Source organism: Agromyces sp. NPDC058064, from assembly GCF_042885275.1.
In the GTDB taxonomy this organism is placed as follows: domain Bacteria; phylum Actinomycetota; class Actinomycetes; order Actinomycetales; family Microbacteriaceae; genus Agromyces.
In genome coordinates this window covers 199,266-216,182 of the sequence record NZ_JBHVSE010000005.1, presented here as the reverse complement: position 1 = coordinate 216,182, position 16,917 = coordinate 199,266, and the positions used below count along the sequence as shown (strand labels likewise).

Sequence of the window (16,917 nt, the reverse complement as noted above, 5' to 3'; positions counted from 1 at the left end):
TTCCTGCCGGCCTGCTCCAGTGATCGCCCGGGCGAATGCACGGGCAACCGCTCCCAATGCTAGCAGAGGGGCCTTTTCCGGCCGTGAACTGCGGATGTCCCGCGCGTGACGCGTCGGCGCGGCGCGCGCCCCGGGGCATCCGTGCCAGACTCGAAGGCATGACTTCCGACGAGCAGACGACACCCAGCGCCTCCGAGGAGACCAAGCGCAAGTTCCGCGAGGCGCTCGAGCGCAAGAACAACGCGTCGAAGCGACGCGAGGGCGAAGCCCACCTCGACGGATCGGGTGCCGCGAGCCACACGCACGGCCCCGCCGACCACAAGCGCGAGTTCCGCCGCAAGAGCGGCTGAGCTCAGCCGGCGCTCCGGGCGACCGGCAGGCTGCGCGGCCGCCCGCCGGCCGGCGCGGACGGCAGTGCGACCGGCTCGAGCGCGTCCCGCTTCGCGTCGATCCCCTCGCCGGCCGTGCGACCGCGCAGGCGCCTGAGCGCCCACGGCACGGCGTGCCGGCGCAGCCAGGCGAGGTCGCCGAGCTCCCCCGGGTCGGCCGCGTCGTCGTGCAGGGCGAGTTCGAGGGCGCCGAGCTCGCCGGCGTCGGGGATGCCGAGCGCGAGCGCCGCGGCGTAGGCGAGTCCGCGGTGACCCGCCGAGTTGAGGTGCACGCGATCCTCGGCCCAGCGATCCCGTCCGGTGAGCGCCGGCTCGGCGGCGACGTCGACGAGCCGGGCGCCGTGCGAGCCCGCGACCTCGGCGAGCACGGCGTTGAAGCGGGCGAACCGCGCGACCAGCGGCCTCGCCTCGGGGCGCCCGGGCAGGAAGGGCATGACGACCAGCACCTCGCACCCGGTCGCACGTGCGCGAGCGACGGCGTCGCCGAGGCGGTGCGCGAGGGCCTCGGGATCGACCCGGCGTCCGACGAGGTCGTTGCCGCCGATGAGCACCGAGACGAGATCGGCGCCGAGCTCGAGCGCCCGCGGCAGCTGCTCCTCGACGACGTCGTGCACCTTGCGGCTGCGCACCGCGAGATTCGCGTAGGCGACCGGCTCCCCCTGCGGGGCGGCGAGCGCGAGCAGCATCGCGAGCCGGTCGGCCCAGCCGCGGTACGAGCCGTCGGCGGTGCGCGAGGTGTCGCAGAGCCCCTCGGTCAACGAGTCGCCGACGGCCACGTAGCGACGCGGCCGGGGCGCGACGGGCGGCACGGTCGGCGACGGCGCGGCGGGCCGCGTCGCGACGCGGGCCGGTGCCGCGTCTCGCGCCGGACGACGGCCGGCCGAGCCCGGGCGGAGGCCCGCGGCGTCCTCGTAGTGCCCGATGAGCTCGTCGCCGAGCCGGTCCCACCCGCGGCCGAGCACCGACTCCCGGGCGCGCTCGGCGAACGCCCGGCGCTTCGCGGCGTCGCCGACGAGATCCTGCACCCTCGACCGCATCTCGTGGAGGTCGCCCGGCCGGTAGAGCCAGCCGTTGCGGCTCTGCTCGACGAGGTCGAGGGGGCCGCCGCGCCCCGTCGCGACCACCGGCACCCCGCTCGCGAGCGCCTCCTGGACGGTCTGGCAGAAGGTCTCGTGCTCCCCCGGGTGCACGAACACGTCGAGTCCGGCCATCGCCGTCGCCAGTTCGTCGCCGCCGAGGAACCCGGTGAACAGCGCACCGGGCAGTCGGCGCTCCAGTGCGCCCCGCGAGGGCCCGTCGCCGACCACCACGAGCCGGATGCCCGGCATCCCGGCGAGGGCGGCGAGGTCGTCGACCTGCTTCTCGGCCGCGAGCCGGCCGACGTAGCCGACGATCGTCTCGCCGCCCGGCGCGACGCGGCGCCGCCACGACTCGTCGCGCCGCGAGGGGGCGAAGCGCTCGGTGTCGATGCCGCGGCGCCAGGTGCGGAGCCGTTCGACGCCGAGCGACTCGAGGCGTTCGCGCGCCGAGCTGGAGGGGGCGAGGGTGAGCGTCGCCCGGCGGTGGAGCTTCGCGAGGTGGCGGGTCAGCGCGGGCTCGGCGGCCGGCACCCCGTAGCGAGCGGCGTAGGCGGGCACGTCCGTCTGGTAGACCGCGACCGACGGGACGCCCGCCGCCTCGGCCGCGAGCACGCCGCGCCAGCCCAGCACGAACGGCGAGGCGAGGTGCACGACGTCGGCCCCGTGCGTCCGCAGGATCCCGGCGATCCGCCCGGCCCCCGCGAGCGTCACGCGCACCTCGGGGTAGCTCGGCAGCGGCACCGACGGCAGGAGGATCGTGCGCGCACCGCCGGCGAGCGTGCGGTCGACGGGGCCCGAGCAGGGGGCGACGACGACGGTCTCGTGGCCCCGGCGTTCGAGGTGGCGCAGCACCTGCAGCAGTGAGTGCGTCACGCCGTTCATGTGCGGGAGGAACGATTCTGCGAGGAGGGCGACCTTCACGCCACCAGCGTGCGACGCGATGCACCTCCCGGCACGCCGAAACCCCCGTTCGCGCGAAGGATTCACCCGCCGGTCGACGCGTGTTCCCCGTCGTCGACCCTGCGGTCAACCACTCGCGCTCCCGAAGGGGCGGGCGGATGATGGAGGGAAGGCACCATCGGATTCGAGGAGGAACACCATGGCTTCCGTCGCACGTGTCACCACCATCACCGTCCGTTCGGAGACGAGCTTCGACGACGCCGTCGCCGCCGGCGTCGCCCGCGCGTCGGAGACGCTGCGCAATGTGAGCGGCGCGTGGGTGAAGGAGCAGAAGGTCGAAGCGACCGACGGGCGGATCACCGCCTGGTCGGTGACGCTCGAGGTGACCTTCGTGCTCGACGACTGACGCCCTGCGCAGCGGTGGTGGGAGGGTCCTTCCGGACCTCCCCACCATCGTCGCGCCTCAGCGGGTTCGCCCTGCCGGGCGCCCCCGATCGCGCCCGGTGCGTCAGGGACCGGTGAACGTGCCCTTGATCGCGAGGAACGCGCCGCTCGTGAGGTCCTCGACGGTCACGTTCGTCCAGACCACCGAGACGAGCGTGGAGGTCTGGCCGCCGGGGCAGTCGAGCACGTCGGCCGCGGCCGGCGCCGAGAGGGTCAGGTCGCCGACGAGATTGCCGTTCTTGCCCGCGGTGAACTGCCCGCTGGCCGAGACGCTCTCGTCGAAGGCGGTCTTCTTCGGGTCGCTCGGGACGTTGCCGCCGCCGTTGACGCACTGGTAGAGCGCCTCGAGGTCGGCCGTCGCCTCCACGGTCTCGACCGAGCCCGCCGAGAGGCCGGCCTCCTTGAAGTGCACGACGAGCGAGACGCCGTCGGCCGACGCGGTCGTGGCGCTCTTGATGAAGTGCGGGCTCCCGCCCGCGATCGCCGGGCCGGCCCCCGCGAGGACGAGCCCCGCTGCGGCGACGAGCGCGACGAGCGTTCGACGAATTGCCATGATGCTTCCTTCCGATCGGAATCCGGACACGGGCGACACGACGACCCCCGGCCCTGCCTGGCCTGGAATCCCGCCCCGATCGGAATATGCGCGCCATCGCGCGGTGTCGGCGGCTCACGCCGCGTCCCCCGTCATCGAGGGTACGCCGATTCGACCCCTGCGGAACGGATTTCCTGATTTTTCCTCACCTTTATCCGGGAACGGGGGCTTGTGCGCGAGCGAGGCGGGTCAATATGTTAATGCCGAATCACATGTGCAGGATGGACTGCAGATGCTGGACCTGGCCCCGACGACGAGGCCGCGGCGCAGCCATCCCCTTCGAGGAAGCAGGTGGACACATGCCCGAGATGAACAGACGATCCGTGCTCACCCTCGGGGCGGCCCTCGGCCTCTCCGGCGTCGTCGCCGCGCCGGGTGCGGCGTGGTCGTGGTCGAGGTCCGACTCCGTCGCGGGCTCGCTCGCAGGCGCCCTCGGCAGCGGCTCGAGCGTCGACCCGCAGTGGGTCTGGGACGACGAGATCGACCGGATCCTCGCCTCGGTCATCCAGAACGGACAGGTCCCCGCCGTGAACCAGGCGATGGCGTCCTGGGGCAACAACTGGCAGCCCGTGCCGAGCGGCCTCCCGCCCGAGCTCGCGACCTGGCTGCAGGGGGCCGTCGCCCTGCCCGCGTGGGCCGACCGCACGAAGCTGCGTCGCGCCGCCGACTTCAACCGCCGCAAGGACACCTACCTCTTCGTGATCTACGGCATCGGCGGCGGCATCATGTCGACCGTCATCCCGCGCGAGGCCCGCTCGGTGTACTGGTCGAAGGGCGGCGCCGACATGCAGGACCGCGCCGCGAAGACGTTCTCGTTCGGGTACGACCTGAGCGATCTCAACGCGTTCGAGAACACGGGCGAGTTCCTCGTCACCTCCAACAAGACCCGCATGGTGCACGCGGCCGTGCGCCATCTGCTGCCCCAGTCGCCGCACTGGCAGGCGAGCGGTCACGACGAGCAGATCCCGATCTCCAACCACGACATCCTCGTCACCTTCCACAGCACGGGCACCTTCGCGCACAAGAAGCTCAAGGAGTGGGGCGTGCCGATGTCGACCGCCGACCAGGACGCCTTCCTGCACTCGTGGCAGGTGGCCCTGCACATGCTCGGCGTCCGCGACGAGTACATCCCCGCATCGTGGGCTGCGGCACACGCGCAGGCCGACCAGATCCTCACCCCGAAGCTGCACTGGACGCCCGAGGGCCAGGAGCTCGCCGAGGTGCTCCTCGGCCTCACCGCCCAGGTCGATCTCGGCGTGACCCGCGGGTTCCTGAACGAGTTCGTGCGCTACCAGCTCGGCAACGAGATCGGCGACTGGCTGGGCCTCAAGCGCGACTACGTCTCGGCGGCGACGATCCGCGTCGGGTGGCCCTCCTACATCCTGTTCCGCGAAGGGCTCATCCCCATCGCGCCGGTGAACTTCTACCTGTTCGACCAGTTCCTCCGCGCCCTGGCGATGGCCTTCCTCAACCGCGGCACCTCGGGCACGACGACGCCGATCACGATCCCCGACGTGAACCGCCCGACGAGCTGAGATCGCACGACGGAGGGCGGGTCGGGCCGCTCCTGGCCCGACCCGCCCTCCTGGTCGATCGATCTCGATGCGATGTGAACCGCAGTTCACGTCGCCATCGGGCGACTACTCCCCCGCGAGCCCGCCGATGAGGTGCCCCATCGGCCGGTCGAGCTGGAACGGGTCGTTCACGAGCTGCGAGCGGTCGGTGCGCTCGACGAGCTCGGCGAACTCCTTCGCGCCGCGGTAGATGCGGTCGGGCAGCGAGCGCACGCCGTCGCCCTCGGCGCCGCCCCAGTCGCCGGTGGCGGCGAACACGCCGGTCGTGACCGGCACCGCGTGCAGGTAGGTGAACAGCGGCCGCATCGCGTAGTCGATCGCGAGCGAGTGGCGGGGCGTGCCGCCCGTCGCCCCGAGCAGCACCGGCAGGTCGGTGAGCGCCTGCGGGTCGATCACGTCGACGAACGACTTGAACAGCCCGGCGTAGCTCGTGGTGAAGATCGGCGAGACGGCGATGAGCCCGTCGGCCGACGCGACCGCCTCCAGCGCCGCCTCGAGCTTCGGCGGAGCGAAGCCGAGCAGCAGGTGGTTCGTGATGTCGTGCGCGAGCTCGCGCAGCTCGAACGTCTGCACCTCGGCAGCGACGCCGCGGTCGGCGAGCACCGACACGGCGTCCGACGCGAGCCGGTCGGCGAGCTGCCGCGTCGAGCTCGGCGTCGAGAGCCCGGCCGAGACGACGACGATCCTCTTCGCGGTCATCGGGTCGCCCCCTGACGGGTCGCAGCGGGGCCGAACGCCGAGCCGACGGCGGCCGGAGCCGGCGCCGCGGCGGTCGCCGTGTCCTGGTAGGGCGAGCCGACGGTCAGGTTGTCGCCGCGGTTCGCGTTCGGCGTGGCCTGGCGGGGCGCCTCGTCGCCGTACTTCGCGGCGACGAGCGAGGCGTGCGTGGGGGCATCCGGCACCTCGGCGGGGCGGTTCTTCGCGAACTCCTCGCGCAGCACTGCGACGACCTCGCCGAGCAGGTCGAGCTGCTCGAGCACGGTCTGCAGCGGCAGTCCCGCGTGGTCGAGGAGGAAGAGCTGGCGCTGGTAGTCGCCGACGTAGTCGCGGAAGCCCAGGGTCTTGTCGATGACCTCCTGCGGGCTGCCGACGGTCAGCGGCGTCTGCTGGGTGAACTCCTCGAGGCTCGGACCGTGGCCGTAGACCGGGGCGTTGTCGAAGTACGGACGGAAGTCGCGCACCGCGTCCTGCGAGTTGCGGCGCATGAACACCTGGCCGCCGAGGCCGACGATCGCCTGGGCGGCGGTGCCGTGCCCGTGGTGCTCGAAGCGCTGGCGGTACAGCGCGATCATGCGCTGGGTGTGCGAGGCCGGCCAGAAGATGTGGTTGGCGAAGAAGCCGTCGCCGTAGAACGCGGCCTGCTCGGCCACCTCGGGAGTGCGGATCGAGCCGTGCCACACGAACGGCGGCACGCCGTCGAGCGGGCGCGGGGTCGAGGTGAAGCCCTGCAGCGGCGTGCGGAACTTGCCGGACCAGTCGACGACGTCCTCGCGCCACAGCCGGTGCAGCAGCTCGTAGTTCTCGACGGCGAGCGGCAGGCCCTGGCGGATGTCCTTGCCGAACCACGGGTAGACGGGCCCGGTGTTGCCGCGGCCGAGCATCAGGTCTGCGCGCCCGTCGGAGACGTGCTGCAGCATCGCGTAGTCCTCGGCGATCTTCACCGGGTCGTTCGTGGTGATGAGCGTGGTCGCGGTCGAGAGCTGCAGGGTCGAGGTCTGGCCGGCGATGTAGGCGAGCGTCGTCGTGGGCGACGACGACCAGAACGGCGGGTTGTGGTGCTCGCCGAGCGCGAAGACGTCGAGGCCGACCTCCTCGGCGTGCTTCGCGATGGTCACGGTGGCCTTGATGCGCTCGGCCTCGGTCGGCGTGCGCCCCGTGGTCGGGTCGGCGGTGATGTCGCTGACGGTGAAGATTCCGAATTGCATTGCAGCTGCTCCTGAGCTCGTGTTCTCGGCGATGCCATCAATATATGCGTTTGCATACAGTTCCTGCAACGGATGCCCCTGCCACCGTATTCCCGCCAGCCGACGCCGCGGCGCACGACGCGGAACACGCGAAAGGCGGGGGCGCCCGAAGACGCCCCCGCCGTGGTGCAGCCGGCTGGGATCAGCCGATCTCGCCGTGCTCGTGCCCGCCGCCGCTGCCGACCGTGCCCTCGGGGCCGATCGGCTCGGGGAGGACGAGCCCGCCCGGCACCTTCTTGCCGACCACGCCGTTCACCGACTCCGTCGAGTACGAGTACGCGAGCACCGCGAGCGCGATCGCGTCCATGTTCACGTCGAGCGCGTACGCGTTCACGTTGTCGATGTCGTCGCAGGCCTGGTGGTAGCACTGGTCGAGCATCTCGCCGGCCACGCCGCCCCAGATCGCCTCCTGCTCGGGGGTCTTGATCGCGTCGGCACCCGTGAACAGGCCGCCTGCGGCGATGCCGTTCAGGATGAACGCCTCGTAGTCGCTGCGACCGCTGAACTCCGCGTCGTCGTAGGGCACGCCGACGCTCGTGAAGTAGCTCTCGAACAGCTTCTCGATCTCGACCGAGCCGTCGGGCACCGTCACCGGTGCCGGGAAGCCCGACTCGTCGCCGTCGTACGTCATGAACATGTAGTTCGGCGAGGCGACCATGTCGAAGTTGAGGTACAGCGCGATCTCGTCCTTCTCGGCCTGCGAGAGCGCGGCCACGTAGGCGGCCGAGCCGAGCAGCCCGTCCTCCTCGGCGCCCCACCAGGCGAGGCGCACGGTGTTCTGCGGCTTCACCTTCGACATCTGCTCGGCGATCTCGAGGAGCGCGGCCGAACCGCTGCCGTTGTCGTTGATGCCGGGGCCCTCGCGCACGGAGTCGAGGTGCGCGCCGGCCATGACGACGTTGGCGTCGTTCCTGCCCGGCAGTTCGGCGATCACGTTCTTCTGCGGGCGGGGGTCGGGCTCGGGCACGAAGACGCGCGCCGTGGAGTTCGGCTGCGAGAGCGCGACGCCCTGGTCGAAGCTCGCGCCGACGACGGGGATGCCGTGGGTGACCGGCGTGCCGTCGGTGCGCGACGACGCGTCGGCGACGACGAGCCCCTCGCGGTCAGGCGTGTTGCCCTGGTTGAAGATGATGACGCCCACGGCGCCGGCCTGCTCGGCGAAGAAGGCCTTGTCGCCGAAGTTGCACGTGCCGCGTTGCACGAGCGCGATCGATCCGGCGGGGAACCCGTCGAAGTCGGACTCCTCGCAGCCGCTCGTCGAGGCGCGCGGCGGGACGAGGTTGATGTCGACGGCCACGACGGGGGCGGTCACGTCGCCGGCACCGCTGCCGCTGAACGCGCCGGTCGGGTACTCGGCCTGCACCGGGGTCAGCTGCTCGAGCTCCGCGTCGCCGATGAAGTCGTAGTCGAACTCCTCGATCGACACGTTCCATCCGGCCGCTTCGAGCGTGTCGACGACGTAGTCGACACTGGCCTCGTAGCCCGGGAGCCCTGCGGCCCGGTTGCCGCCGTTCTCGTCGGCGATCGACTGCAGCGCCTCGAGGTGCTCCATCGCGCCGTCGCCGCTCACGCATTCGAGCAGCTTCGAGACGGTGTTGTTGTTGCGGTTGTCGCACGTCGCCGACGGCGCGGCGGTGGCCGCTCCTGCCGGGAACAGTGCGACGGCGAACGCCGCGACGGTCGCGATCGCCAATCCGCGGGACGGTGTTACAGGTGACTTCATCGTCTTCCTCCAACCGGCGGCCCGATCTGGGCGCCTGGCAAGGGAGCATAGGCGGCGCGGCCTCCCCCGAGAAGGGGGTTGAGGAAATCTCCGGACGAACGTCTCGTCCGGCTTGCGCCCGCAGCCGTTCGGGTCGCTGACAGCGAACACCCGGCGGCCGTCCAGCGGCGTCGCCTAGTCTGGACGAATGGCTACCGTCGCGCTGACCCTGGAGAACTTCGAGAAGACGATCCTCGAAGGAGGCACCGTCTTCGTCGACTTCTGGGCCGAGTGGTGCGGGCCCTGCCGCCAGTTCGCCCCGAACTACGAGGCCGCGTCCGAGGCGAACCCCGACTTCACCTTCGCGAAGGTCGACACCGAGGACCAGCAGCAGCTCGCGGCCGCGATGAACATCACGTCGATCCCGACGATCATGGCCTTCAAGGACGGCATCGGCGTGTTCGCACAGGCCGGCGCCCTCCCCCGTCCGATGCTCGACGAGCTCGTCTCGCAGGTGCGGGCGCTCGACATGGACGAGGTGCGCGCGCAGCTCGCCGCGCAGGAGTCGCAGGACGCCGACCAGGCGCAGCAGGCCGCCGGCGCCTGAGCCGGGCCCGCCCGACGGGCGAGCCCCGGCGCGTCAGCGCGTCGCGCCGGCCTCGGCCGTCGCGATCGTCTCGAGTCCGCCGAGGTCGAGCTCGACGCCGTGCGGGCGCGAGTCGCCCGTGATGCGCGCGGGCACCCTGACGTACCGGCCGTCCGACGCGAGCCCGTCGAGGAGCTCGCGCCACGTGGCATCCACCGCATCGCCGAGGAAGCCCGCATGCCTCGGCGTGCCGCCGCCGACGAGCTGCACCCCGATGCGGTAGCGCATCGAGAGCCAGCGGCTCGCGCGCGGCACGAGCACGGCGTGCTGATCGGCGCCCCCGTACAGCAGTGCGAGGTCGATGGCCGGCTGGTGCCGATGCGTGTCGGCGACCGGCGCGACCTGGCGCACCGCGCGTTCGAGGCGCGGCGCGTCGACGACCTCGAGTCCGTCGAGCGTGCGGAGGTCGCCCCACTGGTCGGGGTTCGTGCGCCGGCTCCCTCGGACGAGACCGACGACGAGCCACGCGATCGCCGCGACGAGCACGACGTTGAACGGCCAGAACAGCCACGCCGGCGAGTCGGGACGCACGCCGCCGGTCGCGATGAGCAGGACGAGCACGACGAGGTACGGCAGCGGCTCCCAGAGGTGGAGCGGCTTCCGGCGGGGCGCAGACATCTGTTCAGGCTATCGCGGCGGATGCCCCGGCGCCGCCGTCAGCGGAGGGCGTGGAGCCGCCCGGCGACCTCGTCGAGCACCCGCTCATCGGCCGCGTAGATGCCCTCGGGGCGGGGCCAGTGCGACACGACGTCGGTGAAGCCCAGCTCACGGGCGCGACCGACGGCGTCCTCGAAGGCGTCGACGCTCGCGAGGCTCGTGCGCGCCTCGGAGTCGAGCGAGAGCGTGCGCGCGAGCTCGCCGGGCGCCCGGCCCGCCGCGGCGCAGGCGTCGTCGAGCCGCGCCGAGAGCGTCGCGACCTGCCGCCACCACGCGTCGGTGCCGTCGTCGTCGCCGCCCGTGGTGATCCACCCCTCTGCGAGCTCGGCGACGAGCGCCAGCCCGCGCGGGCCGTTCGCGGCGAGATGGAACGGCGTGCGCGGCCCCTGCGCCGGTTCGCCGACCATGCGGGCCCCGTCGGCGCCGAACCACTCGCCGTCGAACGAGATGCCGCCCGATCCGGGCCGCTCGAAGCGCAGCAGGGTGTCGAGCTCGCGCACGAACTCGTCGAAGCGGTCGGCCCGCTGCCGGGCGGTGAGGGGCGCCTGGCGCAGCACGGTCGAGTCGAATCCGGTGCCGCCCGAGCCGATGCCGAGGATGACGCGCCCGCCCGAGATCTGGTCGAGCGTCGCGACGTCCTTCGCGAAGGGCACGGGATGCCGGTAGTTCGGGTGCGACACGAAGGTGCCGAGGCCGATGCGCTCGGTGACCATCGCCGCGGCCGTGAGCGTCGGGATCGTCGCGTGCCAGCGCTCGCCGGCGAGGCTGCGCCAGGCGAGGTGGTCGTACGTCCAGGCGTGGTCGAAGCCGTACTCCTCGGCTCCGCGCCAGAGGCGGGCGGCCTCGGGCCAGTCGTGCTGGGGCAGGATGACGATGCCGAATCGCATGCCGTCAGCCTAGGCCGCGCGTTCGGGGTCGGTCGCGTGCGACGCCGACGCGATCGCCGGCGTCGACGCGGTGACCGGCACCGGTTCGGCGCCGAGCTCGACGGCGGGCGCGCCCGGCGGATCGGCCCGCTCGAGCTTCACGCAGACGATGCCGCCGAGGATGAGCAGTCCGCCGAGGATCTGCAGGGGGCCGAGCACCTCGCCGAGCAGGATCCACCCGGCGATCGCCGCGAACACGACCTCGGAGAGCCCGAGGAACGACGACAGTCGCGCGCCGAGCATGCGGATGGAGGCGATGCCGGCCGTGTAGGCGAAGGCCGTGGAGACGACGCCGACGGCGAGGAGCGGGACGAACCACGGGACCTCCGCGCCGAGGAAGGCGACCTCGCCGAACTCGACGCGCATCGGCAGCAGGCCGGTGAGCCCGGCGAGCGCGAGCGCGAGCGCGCCGACGACGAAGCCGGCCGCGATGAGCGTCACCGGCGGCACCTGCTCGGCCGCCGACTCGCCGACCGCGTAATACACGCAGACGCCGATCATGGCGAGGGCGGCGAAGGCGAGGCCGAGCACGTCGAGCCCGCCGCCGCCGGGACCGATCACGAGCACGAGTCCGGCGAGGGCGAGCACCGATCCGCCGAGGACGACCGGCTGCGGCAGCCGGCGCGTACGGACCCACGCGAGGAGCACGAGCGCGATGGGCGCGAGGTACTCGATGAGGAGCGTCATCGACACGGGGATGCGCTGGAGCGAGGCGTAGAAGAAGAACTGCACGCCGGCGACGGCGACAGTGCCGTAGAGGAGGATCGTCCACTTGGCGCGCCACAGCGGGCGGAGGTCGCCCTTGAGCGCGAGTAGGCCGGGGACGGCGAGGAGCACGGCGGCGATCGAGATGCGCGCGAGCACCGCGACGCCCGGCGACCAGCCGCTCTCGAGCAGGGGTTTCACGAAGACGCCGCCGATGCCGAAGGCGAGGCCGGCCGCGAGGCCGATCGCGATGCCGGCGAGCCCGCCGCGTCGTGCCGTCATGGTCGTGCCACCTCTTCCTCGTCATGAGTGAAAACCGTTATGCTCGTGACAGTACATCCCGACCACGTCAGGAGTCAAATGATTTTCACCGATGACACGGTGGCGGCGCTCGAGTTCATGGCGGCACTGGCCGACACGGTGCCCGAGGCGTCCGAATCGGGCGACGACGAGCTCGCGACGATCGCGCAGCTCGACGACATGATCGACGCCTGGCGGTACTCGGGCCGCCACGACGGCGACGACGCCGAACTCGCCGAGGTGCGCGCCGCACGCACGCGTCTCCGCACCGTGTGGGCGCTGCCGCGCGACGAGCTCGCCGGCGCCGTCAACGACATCCTCGACGAGGCGAACGCGCTCCCCCACCTGGTGCGGCACGACGGCGCCGACTGGCACATCCACGCCACCTCGCCCGACGCGCCGCTCGCCGAGCGCATGCTCGTCGAGGCCGCCATGGCCCTCGTCGACGTGGTGCGCGCCGACGAGACCCGCCGCCTGCGCGAGTGCGACGCCGACGACTGCGAGGGCGTCTACGTCGACCTCTCGAAGAACGCCTCGCGCCGCTACTGCAGCACGCGCTGCGGCAACCGCATGGCGGCCCGTGCGCACCGGGCGCGGGCGAGCTGAGGCGCAGCGCCCGCCATCCGACATCGCGCGCGCCACGAGGCATCCGAGCATGACGAAGGCCCCCACCGGATCGGTGGGGGCCTTCGCAAGAAGTTCGCGGTGTCGTCGAGAGCCGCGCGAGACTACTCCGCTTAGCGGCGCAGCCCGAGACGCTCGATGAGCGAGCGGTAGCGCGCGATGTCGACATCGGCGAGGTAGCCGAGGAGACGACGGCGCTGACCGACGAGGAGCAGCAGGCCACGACGCGAGTGGTGGTCGTGCTTGTGCGCCTTCAGGTGCTCGGTGAGGTCCTTGATCCGCTTCGTGAGGAGCGCGATCTGGACCTCGGGGGATCCAGTGTCACCGGGGTGCGTCGCGTACTCTTCGATGATCGCCTTCTTGACGTCTGCTTCGAGTGCCATAGATGGGATCCCCTTTCTCCTTGTTGCGCGCTGCCCGGGGCCGAATGCCTGGGCTCTCTTGATGCGCGGCCGATTCACGGCAACCTGAATACTCTACCAGAGCGGATGCCTCGGGCCGACCACCCGACGAAACGGAGCCCTCGCCCAGGGCACCTGCCGCGGGCGCCGGAATAGCGCACGCCACCGCGCGGTTCGCATGCACGTGAATGCAATCGATGTGGACGTCGCCGTTATCGGCGCCGGCCAGGCGGGGCTCTCCGCGGCGTACCACCTGCAGCGCCGGGGCTTCACGCCCGTCGCCCGCGATCCCGGCGCGGCCCAGACGTTCGTGGTGCTCGACGCGAACGCGGCGCCGGGCGGCGCCTGGCAGCACCGTTGGGAATCGCTCCGCACGGCGACCGTCAACGGCATCCATGAGCTGCCCGGGTTCCCGGTGCCTCCGGCGGACCCCTCGACGCCGAGTCGCGACGCCCTGCCGCCGTACTTCGCCGACTACGAGCGTCGCTTCGCGCTCGAGGTGCAGCGGCCGGTCCGCGTCCGCGCGGTGCGCCGTGCCGATGACGACCCCGATGGGCGCCTGCTCGTCGAGACCGACCGCGGCACGTGGGCGGCCCGCGACGTCATCAACGCCACCGGCACGTGGACCCGGCCGTTCCGCCCGTATTACCCCGGCATGGAGAGATTCCGCGGGCGCCAGCTGCACGTCGCCGACTACGTGTCGGCCGACGAGCTCGCCGGTGAGCGGGTGATCATCGTCGGCGCGGGCATCTCCGCAGTACAGCTGCTCGATGAGATCTCGCACGTCGCCGAGACCGTCTGGATGACCCGCCGCGAGCCCGAGTGGATCGAGGAGGAGTTCGACCTGGCGACCCGCAGCGCGGCGATCGCCGGTGTCGAGGCGCGGGTGCGGCAAGGGCTCCCGCCCGGCAGCGTGATCTCCGTCACGGGGATGCACTGGACGCCGTGGGCGCGGGCCGCCCAGGCCCGGGGCGTGCTCGTGCGCCATCCGATGTTCGCCTCGATCGAGGAGCGCGGCGTGCGCATGCCCGACGGCTCGTTCATCGTGGCCGACGTGATCCTGTGGGCGACGGGGTTCCGCCCGGCGCTCGACCATCTCGCGCCGCTGAAGCTGCGGACGCCGGAGGGCGGCTTCCGCGTGGCCGAGACGCGCTCGCTCGACGAGCCGCGGTTGTTCCTGATCGGCTACGGGCCGTCGCAGTCGACCGTGGGCGCGAACCGCGCCGGACGGGCCGCGGTGCAGCAGATCGTCGCCGAACGCGCGGACTCCCACACGGCATCCGTCGCCGCCTGATCGACACGGCCTTGTGGCCTCGTGACCGTCGGCGTAGCGTGCGAACACACCCAGAAAGTGAGTTCTCATCATGATCACGAAGAAGCGCGCGCGAACCGCCGCGCTGACGCTCGCCGCCGTCGCCGCCCTCACCTTCGCCGGCGCCGGCGCCGGCGCCGCCCAAGCCGCCCCGGCCATTCCGCTCAACGGCGGGCAGGAGGTGCCGACACCGAACGATTTCGGCGCGCGCGGGACGTTCAGCTACGAGATCGACGACGACCTCAACCGGTTCTGCTACACACTCGACGTGACGGGACTGTCCGCACCGGCGACGGCCGCCCACGTGCACGTCGCCCCGCGCAACACCGCCGGTCCGGTGGTCATCCCGCTCGGCGTGCCGAGTGCGACCGACTTCTCGGTCAGTGGCTGCACGATCGTCGCCGACGAGGCCCTGCTCGATGCGATCGCGGCGAACCCGAGCGCCTACTACGTCAACGTGCACAACGCGAACAACCAGCCTGGAGAGATCCGCGGACAGCTGAAGTAGCGCCGCCCGCGAGGCGGCAGCCCGCCGTTCGGCGGTCGGAATCACGAGTGACCCGGGAGGTCGCGACGATGAGCGCCGAACCACGAACCGCCGACCGCACCGGATATCCGCCACCCGCGCTCACGGTCGCGGTGCTCGCGGTGATCGCCGTTGCGCTCGCCGTGCTGGCGGCGCTGGCGCTCGGCGACACCGCCGCGCGCGCCTCCGCTTCGTACACGCCGCTCGAGGCGACCGTCGTCGACGAGCGCACCGAGGAGCAGACGTTCGCCGTCCGCACCGGGAGTCGGACCTCGACGTTCCGCGTCGTGAGCGTGGAACTGCCCGACGGAGCCCGCGCCGAGGTCCGAACCGACGGCCTCGCGGTCGGCGCCTCCGCGACCGTCTATCTCAGCGCAACGGGCGCGGTGTTCGAGCATCCGCCCGAGCCGCCGGGCGCGTTCGAGTGGGCCCTGTGCGCGGCGGCCGTGGCGGCCGCGGTCGTGCTCGCCGACCTGGCGGTGCGGAGCGCGCTGCGGCTGCGGTCGCGGCCGCGCCGCCCGTCGTGATCGAAGCTGCGGTCCACGAGGACATCACCCCTCACCCGAACTGCCCCTCGAGCAGCGTGAGCGCCGCGTCGACCGCCTCGGCCGGAGTGCCCGTGCCGCTCCGCGCCCACCAGCGCATCGCGCTGAAACCGGTCGTCACGTAGAGGTCGGCGAGGAGGTGCGCCCGGAGCGACCCCGGCTCGCCGAGGTAGGGCTCGAGCATCTCGTGCACGGCGCCGAACTTCGCGAGCCCGTGGGCGAGCACCGCGGGGTGCGCGTCGATGATGCGCAGCCGCTGGCGGGTCACGCCGAGCACGTCGGGCGGGAACTCGGCCATCGCGACGTACGCGCGGTGGAGCTCGGCGATCGGCGCCGGGCCCGGTGACGCCGACCGGCCTTCGGCTCCGCCTCGGCTCGCTGCCAGCGACGCCTCGAATCGCGCGATCGCCTCGTCGAACCCGCCCCACACGAGGTCGGGCTTCGACGGGTAGTAGCGGAACAGGGTGCGGCGGCTCACCCCCGCGGCGTCGGCGACCTCGGCCATGGTGACCTCGTCGAAGCCGCGTTCGTCGAAGAGCGCGAGCGCCGCGGCCGCGAGCGCCTCGGGGTCGACCTCCACCGGTCGCCCGCGCGGCGCGCGGGCGGCGGGGGTCGCTGCCGAGGCATCCATGGCCACGCTCCCATTCTCGCGGAAACCCGGTTCTCGGAACATTTTATGACACCGAGTGTTATAACTAGTGGACCGGCCACGAACCCGACCGGCGAACCACCGCGACGCCGCGTACGCCACGACGCCGCACTCACCCCTGAGGAGCAGCAATGAACACCGCCATCACCCCCGGACGCTTCGACGGCAAGGTCGCGATCGTGACCGGCGCGGGCTCGGGCATCGGCCTCGCGACGACCGTGCGCCTGGCCTCCGAGGGCGCCCGCGTGATCGCCGCCGACGTCTCGGCCGAGCGCCTCGACGCCCTCGTCGCCGCGAACCCCGCGCTCGACATCGTCGCCGTCGCCGGCGACATCACCGTCGAGGAGAACGTGCAGGCGCTCGTGGCGGCCGCGGGCGAGAAGATCGACGTGCTCGCGAACATCGCCGGCATCATGGACGGCTTCCTGCCCGCCGCCGAGGTCGACGACGCCACCTGGGAGCGCGTCATGAACGTCAACGTCACCGCCGTCATGCGCCTCACCCGCGCGGTGCTGCCCGCGATGCTCGAGCAGGGCTCGGGCTCGATCGTGAACGTGACGAGCGAGGCGGGCCTCCGCGGCGCCTCGGCCGGCGCCGCCTACACGACCTCGAAGCACGCGGTCGTCGGCTTCACGAAGAACACCTCGGTCATGTACTCGGGCGCCGGCGTCCGCGTGAACGCGGTCGCGCCCGGCGGCGTGAAGACCAACATCGAGGCGCCGTTCAAGTCCGAGCACGCGGGCAAGGTGCTGGGCCCGGTGCTCGGCGCCCTCGCGCTCGTTCCCGCCGAGCCCGAGCAGCTCGCGGCCGCGATCACGTGGCTCCTCTCCGACGACTCGGCCAACGTCTCGGGCGTCGTGCTCGCCTCCGACGGCGGCTGGTCGGCGATCTGATCGTCGCGTTCCCGACCGGCGGATGCCCGTGCGCAGGCCTGCGCACGGGGCATCCGTTGTCTCATCGCCCGGCGCCCGCGAGACTGGAG

General features: G+C 72.2%; 19 protein-coding genes. 9 read left to right on the top strand and 10 right to left on the bottom strand.

All coding sequences use genetic code 11. The features are described 5' to 3' along the window. Positions 1 to 158: 158 nt before the first annotated feature. On the top strand, positions 159 to 350 hold the full coding sequence (locus ACFVSL_RS16550; RefSeq protein ID WP_386942072.1) for a DUF5302 domain-containing protein: 192 nt from the start codon (positions 159 to 161) through the stop codon (positions 348 to 350). Between the two features lie 2 nt (positions 351 to 352). On the opposite strand, the gene ACFVSL_RS16545 is transcribed toward ACFVSL_RS16550, so the two are convergent. Next, positions 353 to 2,389 (bottom strand): GDSL-type esterase/lipase family protein, encoded by a 2,037-nt coding sequence (locus ACFVSL_RS16545; protein ID WP_386942071.1) that lies wholly within the window; start codon positions 2,387 to 2,389, stop codon positions 353 to 355. 178 nt (positions 2,390 to 2,567) lie between these two features. On the opposite strand from ACFVSL_RS16545, the gene ACFVSL_RS16540 reads away from it, so the two are divergent. Next, the gene (locus tag ACFVSL_RS16540; protein WP_386942070.1) at positions 2,568 to 2,774 is read left to right on the top strand and encodes a dodecin family protein; all 207 of its coding nucleotides are present in this window, start codon (positions 2,568 to 2,570) and stop codon (positions 2,772 to 2,774) included. 102 nt (positions 2,775 to 2,876) lie between these two features. On the opposite strand, the gene ACFVSL_RS16535 is transcribed toward ACFVSL_RS16540, so the two are convergent. Continuing rightward, the gene (locus tag ACFVSL_RS16535; protein WP_386942069.1) at positions 2,877 to 3,365 is read right to left on the bottom strand and encodes a hypothetical protein; all 489 of its coding nucleotides are present in this window, start codon (positions 3,363 to 3,365) and stop codon (positions 2,877 to 2,879) included. A 347-nt stretch (positions 3,366 to 3,712) separates the two neighbouring features. Between ACFVSL_RS16535 and ACFVSL_RS16530 the strand changes: the two genes are divergently transcribed. Further along, the gene (locus tag ACFVSL_RS16530) at positions 3,713 to 4,939 is read left to right on the top strand and encodes an oxygenase MpaB family protein (protein ID WP_386942068.1); all 1,227 of its coding nucleotides are present in this window, start codon (positions 3,713 to 3,715) and stop codon (positions 4,937 to 4,939) included. Between the two features lie 105 nt (positions 4,940 to 5,044). On the opposite strand, the gene ACFVSL_RS16525 is transcribed toward ACFVSL_RS16530, so the two are convergent. From ACFVSL_RS16525 to ACFVSL_RS16515, 3 genes are all read right to left on the bottom strand, one after another. After that, positions 5,045 to 5,677: an FMN reductase gene (locus tag ACFVSL_RS16525; RefSeq protein ID WP_386942067.1), complete on the bottom strand. Its 633-nt coding sequence runs from the start codon at positions 5,675 to 5,677 to the stop codon at positions 5,045 to 5,047. Beyond that, positions 5,674 to 6,903: an LLM class flavin-dependent oxidoreductase gene (locus ACFVSL_RS16520; RefSeq protein ID WP_386942066.1), complete on the bottom strand. Its 1,230-nt coding sequence runs from the start codon at positions 6,901 to 6,903 to the stop codon at positions 5,674 to 5,676. The genes ACFVSL_RS16525 and ACFVSL_RS16520 overlap by 4 nt, the downstream gene beginning before the upstream one ends. Positions 6,904 to 7,084: 181 nt before the next feature. Next, a complete protein-coding gene (locus ACFVSL_RS16515) occupies positions 7,085 to 8,635 on the bottom strand; it encodes a M28 family metallopeptidase (protein WP_386942065.1) in 1,551 nt (516 codons plus the stop codon). Positions 8,636 to 8,852: 217 nt separating this feature from the next. Here ACFVSL_RS16515 and trxA point away from each other — a divergent pair, with 217 nt between their 5' ends. Next, positions 8,853 to 9,251: a thioredoxin gene (trxA, locus tag ACFVSL_RS16510; protein WP_386942064.1), complete on the top strand. Its 399-nt coding sequence runs from the start codon at positions 8,853 to 8,855 to the stop codon at positions 9,249 to 9,251. Between the two features lie 33 nt (positions 9,252 to 9,284). Here the strand turns inward: trxA and ACFVSL_RS16505 are convergent, their stop codons facing one another. The 3 genes from ACFVSL_RS16505 to ACFVSL_RS16495 are packed head-to-tail and all read right to left on the bottom strand — an operon-like array spanning position 9,285 to position 11,860. After that, positions 9,285 to 9,908, bottom strand: a complete 624-nt coding sequence (locus ACFVSL_RS16505) for a hypothetical protein (RefSeq protein ID WP_386942063.1) — start codon at positions 9,906 to 9,908, stop codon at positions 9,285 to 9,287. A gap of 38 nt (positions 9,909 to 9,946) precedes the next feature. Beyond that, positions 9,947 to 10,834: an LLM class flavin-dependent oxidoreductase gene (locus tag ACFVSL_RS16500; protein WP_386942062.1), complete on the bottom strand. Its 888-nt coding sequence runs from the start codon at positions 10,832 to 10,834 to the stop codon at positions 9,947 to 9,949. Between the two features lie 9 nt (positions 10,835 to 10,843). Further along, positions 10,844 to 11,860 carry a DMT family transporter gene (locus ACFVSL_RS16495; protein WP_386942061.1) on the bottom strand — a complete coding sequence of 339 codons (1,017 nt, stop codon included), beginning with the start codon at positions 11,858 to 11,860 and terminating at the stop codon, positions 10,844 to 10,846. A gap of 78 nt (positions 11,861 to 11,938) precedes the next feature. On the opposite strand from ACFVSL_RS16495, the gene ACFVSL_RS16490 reads away from it, so the two are divergent. Further along, complete coding sequence (locus ACFVSL_RS16490) at positions 11,939 to 12,484, top strand: CGNR zinc finger domain-containing protein (protein WP_386942060.1); 546 nt, start codon at positions 11,939 to 11,941, stop codon at positions 12,482 to 12,484. Positions 12,485 to 12,615: 131 nt separating this feature from the next. Here the strand turns inward: ACFVSL_RS16490 and rpsO are convergent, their stop codons facing one another. Next, positions 12,616 to 12,885: a 30S ribosomal protein S15 gene (gene rpsO / locus ACFVSL_RS16485; protein ID WP_022890935.1), complete on the bottom strand. Its 270-nt coding sequence runs from the start codon at positions 12,883 to 12,885 to the stop codon at positions 12,616 to 12,618. A 196-nt stretch (positions 12,886 to 13,081) separates the two neighbouring features. Between rpsO and ACFVSL_RS16480 the strand changes: the two genes are divergently transcribed. The 3 genes from ACFVSL_RS16480 to ACFVSL_RS16470 all read left to right on the top strand — a co-directional run bounded on the left by ACFVSL_RS16480 (position 13,082) and on the right by ACFVSL_RS16470 (position 15,268). Then, positions 13,082 to 14,197, top strand: coding sequence for an NAD(P)-binding domain-containing protein (locus tag ACFVSL_RS16480; RefSeq protein WP_386942059.1), 1,116 nt, complete (start codon positions 13,082 to 13,084; stop codon positions 14,195 to 14,197). Positions 14,198 to 14,267: 70 nt separating this feature from the next. Further along, the gene (locus ACFVSL_RS16475) at positions 14,268 to 14,723 is read left to right on the top strand and encodes a CHRD domain-containing protein (protein ID WP_386942058.1); all 456 of its coding nucleotides are present in this window, start codon (positions 14,268 to 14,270) and stop codon (positions 14,721 to 14,723) included. Positions 14,724 to 14,770: 47 nt separating this feature from the next. Further along, positions 14,771 to 15,268 (top strand): hypothetical protein, encoded by a 498-nt coding sequence (locus ACFVSL_RS16470; protein WP_386942057.1) that lies wholly within the window; start codon positions 14,771 to 14,773, stop codon positions 15,266 to 15,268. A gap of 31 nt (positions 15,269 to 15,299) precedes the next feature. On the opposite strand, the gene ACFVSL_RS16465 is transcribed toward ACFVSL_RS16470, so the two are convergent. Next, the gene (locus ACFVSL_RS16465; RefSeq protein WP_386942056.1) at positions 15,300 to 15,917 is read right to left on the bottom strand and encodes a TetR family transcriptional regulator; all 618 of its coding nucleotides are present in this window, start codon (positions 15,915 to 15,917) and stop codon (positions 15,300 to 15,302) included. Positions 15,918 to 16,066: 149 nt separating this feature from the next. Here ACFVSL_RS16465 and ACFVSL_RS16460 point away from each other — a divergent pair, with 149 nt between their 5' ends. Then, complete coding sequence (locus ACFVSL_RS16460) at positions 16,067 to 16,828, top strand: SDR family NAD(P)-dependent oxidoreductase (RefSeq protein WP_386942055.1); 762 nt, start codon at positions 16,067 to 16,069, stop codon at positions 16,826 to 16,828. Positions 16,829 to 16,917: the final 89 nt, after the last annotated feature.

Bases quoted from the DNA above. Each gene is read 5' to 3' on its own strand.
- ACFVSL_RS16520 (WP_386942066.1), bottom strand. From the start codon at position 6,903: ATGCAATTCGGAATCTTCACCGTCAGCGACATCACCGCCGACCCGACC.
- ACFVSL_RS16465 (WP_386942056.1), bottom strand. From the start codon at position 15,917: ATGGATGCCTCGGCAGCGACCCCCGCCGCCCGCGCGCCGCGCGGGCGA.
- ACFVSL_RS16475 (WP_386942058.1), top strand. From the start codon at position 14,268: ATGATCACGAAGAAGCGCGCGCGAACCGCCGCGCTGACGCTCGCCGCC.
- trxA (WP_386942064.1), top strand. From the start codon at position 8,853: ATGGCTACCGTCGCGCTGACCCTGGAGAACTTCGAGAAGACGATCCTC.
- ACFVSL_RS16460 (WP_386942055.1), top strand. From the start codon at position 16,067: ATGAACACCGCCATCACCCCCGGACGCTTCGACGGCAAGGTCGCGATC.
- rpsO (WP_022890935.1), bottom strand. From the start codon at position 12,885: ATGGCACTCGAAGCAGACGTCAAGAAGGCGATCATCGAAGAGTACGCG.
- ACFVSL_RS16505 (WP_386942063.1), bottom strand. From the start codon at position 9,908: ATGTCTGCGCCCCGCCGGAAGCCGCTCCACCTCTGGGAGCCGCTGCCG.
- ACFVSL_RS16495 (WP_386942061.1), bottom strand. From the start codon at position 11,860: ATGACGGCACGACGCGGCGGGCTCGCCGGCATCGCGATCGGCCTCGCG.
- ACFVSL_RS16490 (WP_386942060.1), top strand. From the start codon at position 11,939: ATGATTTTCACCGATGACACGGTGGCGGCGCTCGAGTTCATGGCGGCA.
- ACFVSL_RS16550 (WP_386942072.1), top strand. From the start codon at position 159: ATGACTTCCGACGAGCAGACGACACCCAGCGCCTCCGAGGAGACCAAG.
- ACFVSL_RS16500 (WP_386942062.1), bottom strand. From the start codon at position 10,834: ATGCGATTCGGCATCGTCATCCTGCCCCAGCACGACTGGCCCGAGGCC.
- ACFVSL_RS16530 (WP_386942068.1), top strand. From the start codon at position 3,713: ATGAACAGACGATCCGTGCTCACCCTCGGGGCGGCCCTCGGCCTCTCC.
- ACFVSL_RS16480 (WP_386942059.1), top strand. From the start codon at position 13,082: ATGCACGTGAATGCAATCGATGTGGACGTCGCCGTTATCGGCGCCGGC.
- ACFVSL_RS16540 (WP_386942070.1), top strand. From the start codon at position 2,568: ATGGCTTCCGTCGCACGTGTCACCACCATCACCGTCCGTTCGGAGACG.
- ACFVSL_RS16525 (WP_386942067.1), bottom strand. From the start codon at position 5,677: ATGACCGCGAAGAGGATCGTCGTCGTCTCGGCCGGGCTCTCGACGCCG.
- ACFVSL_RS16535 (WP_386942069.1), bottom strand. From the start codon at position 3,365: ATGGCAATTCGTCGAACGCTCGTCGCGCTCGTCGCCGCAGCGGGGCTC.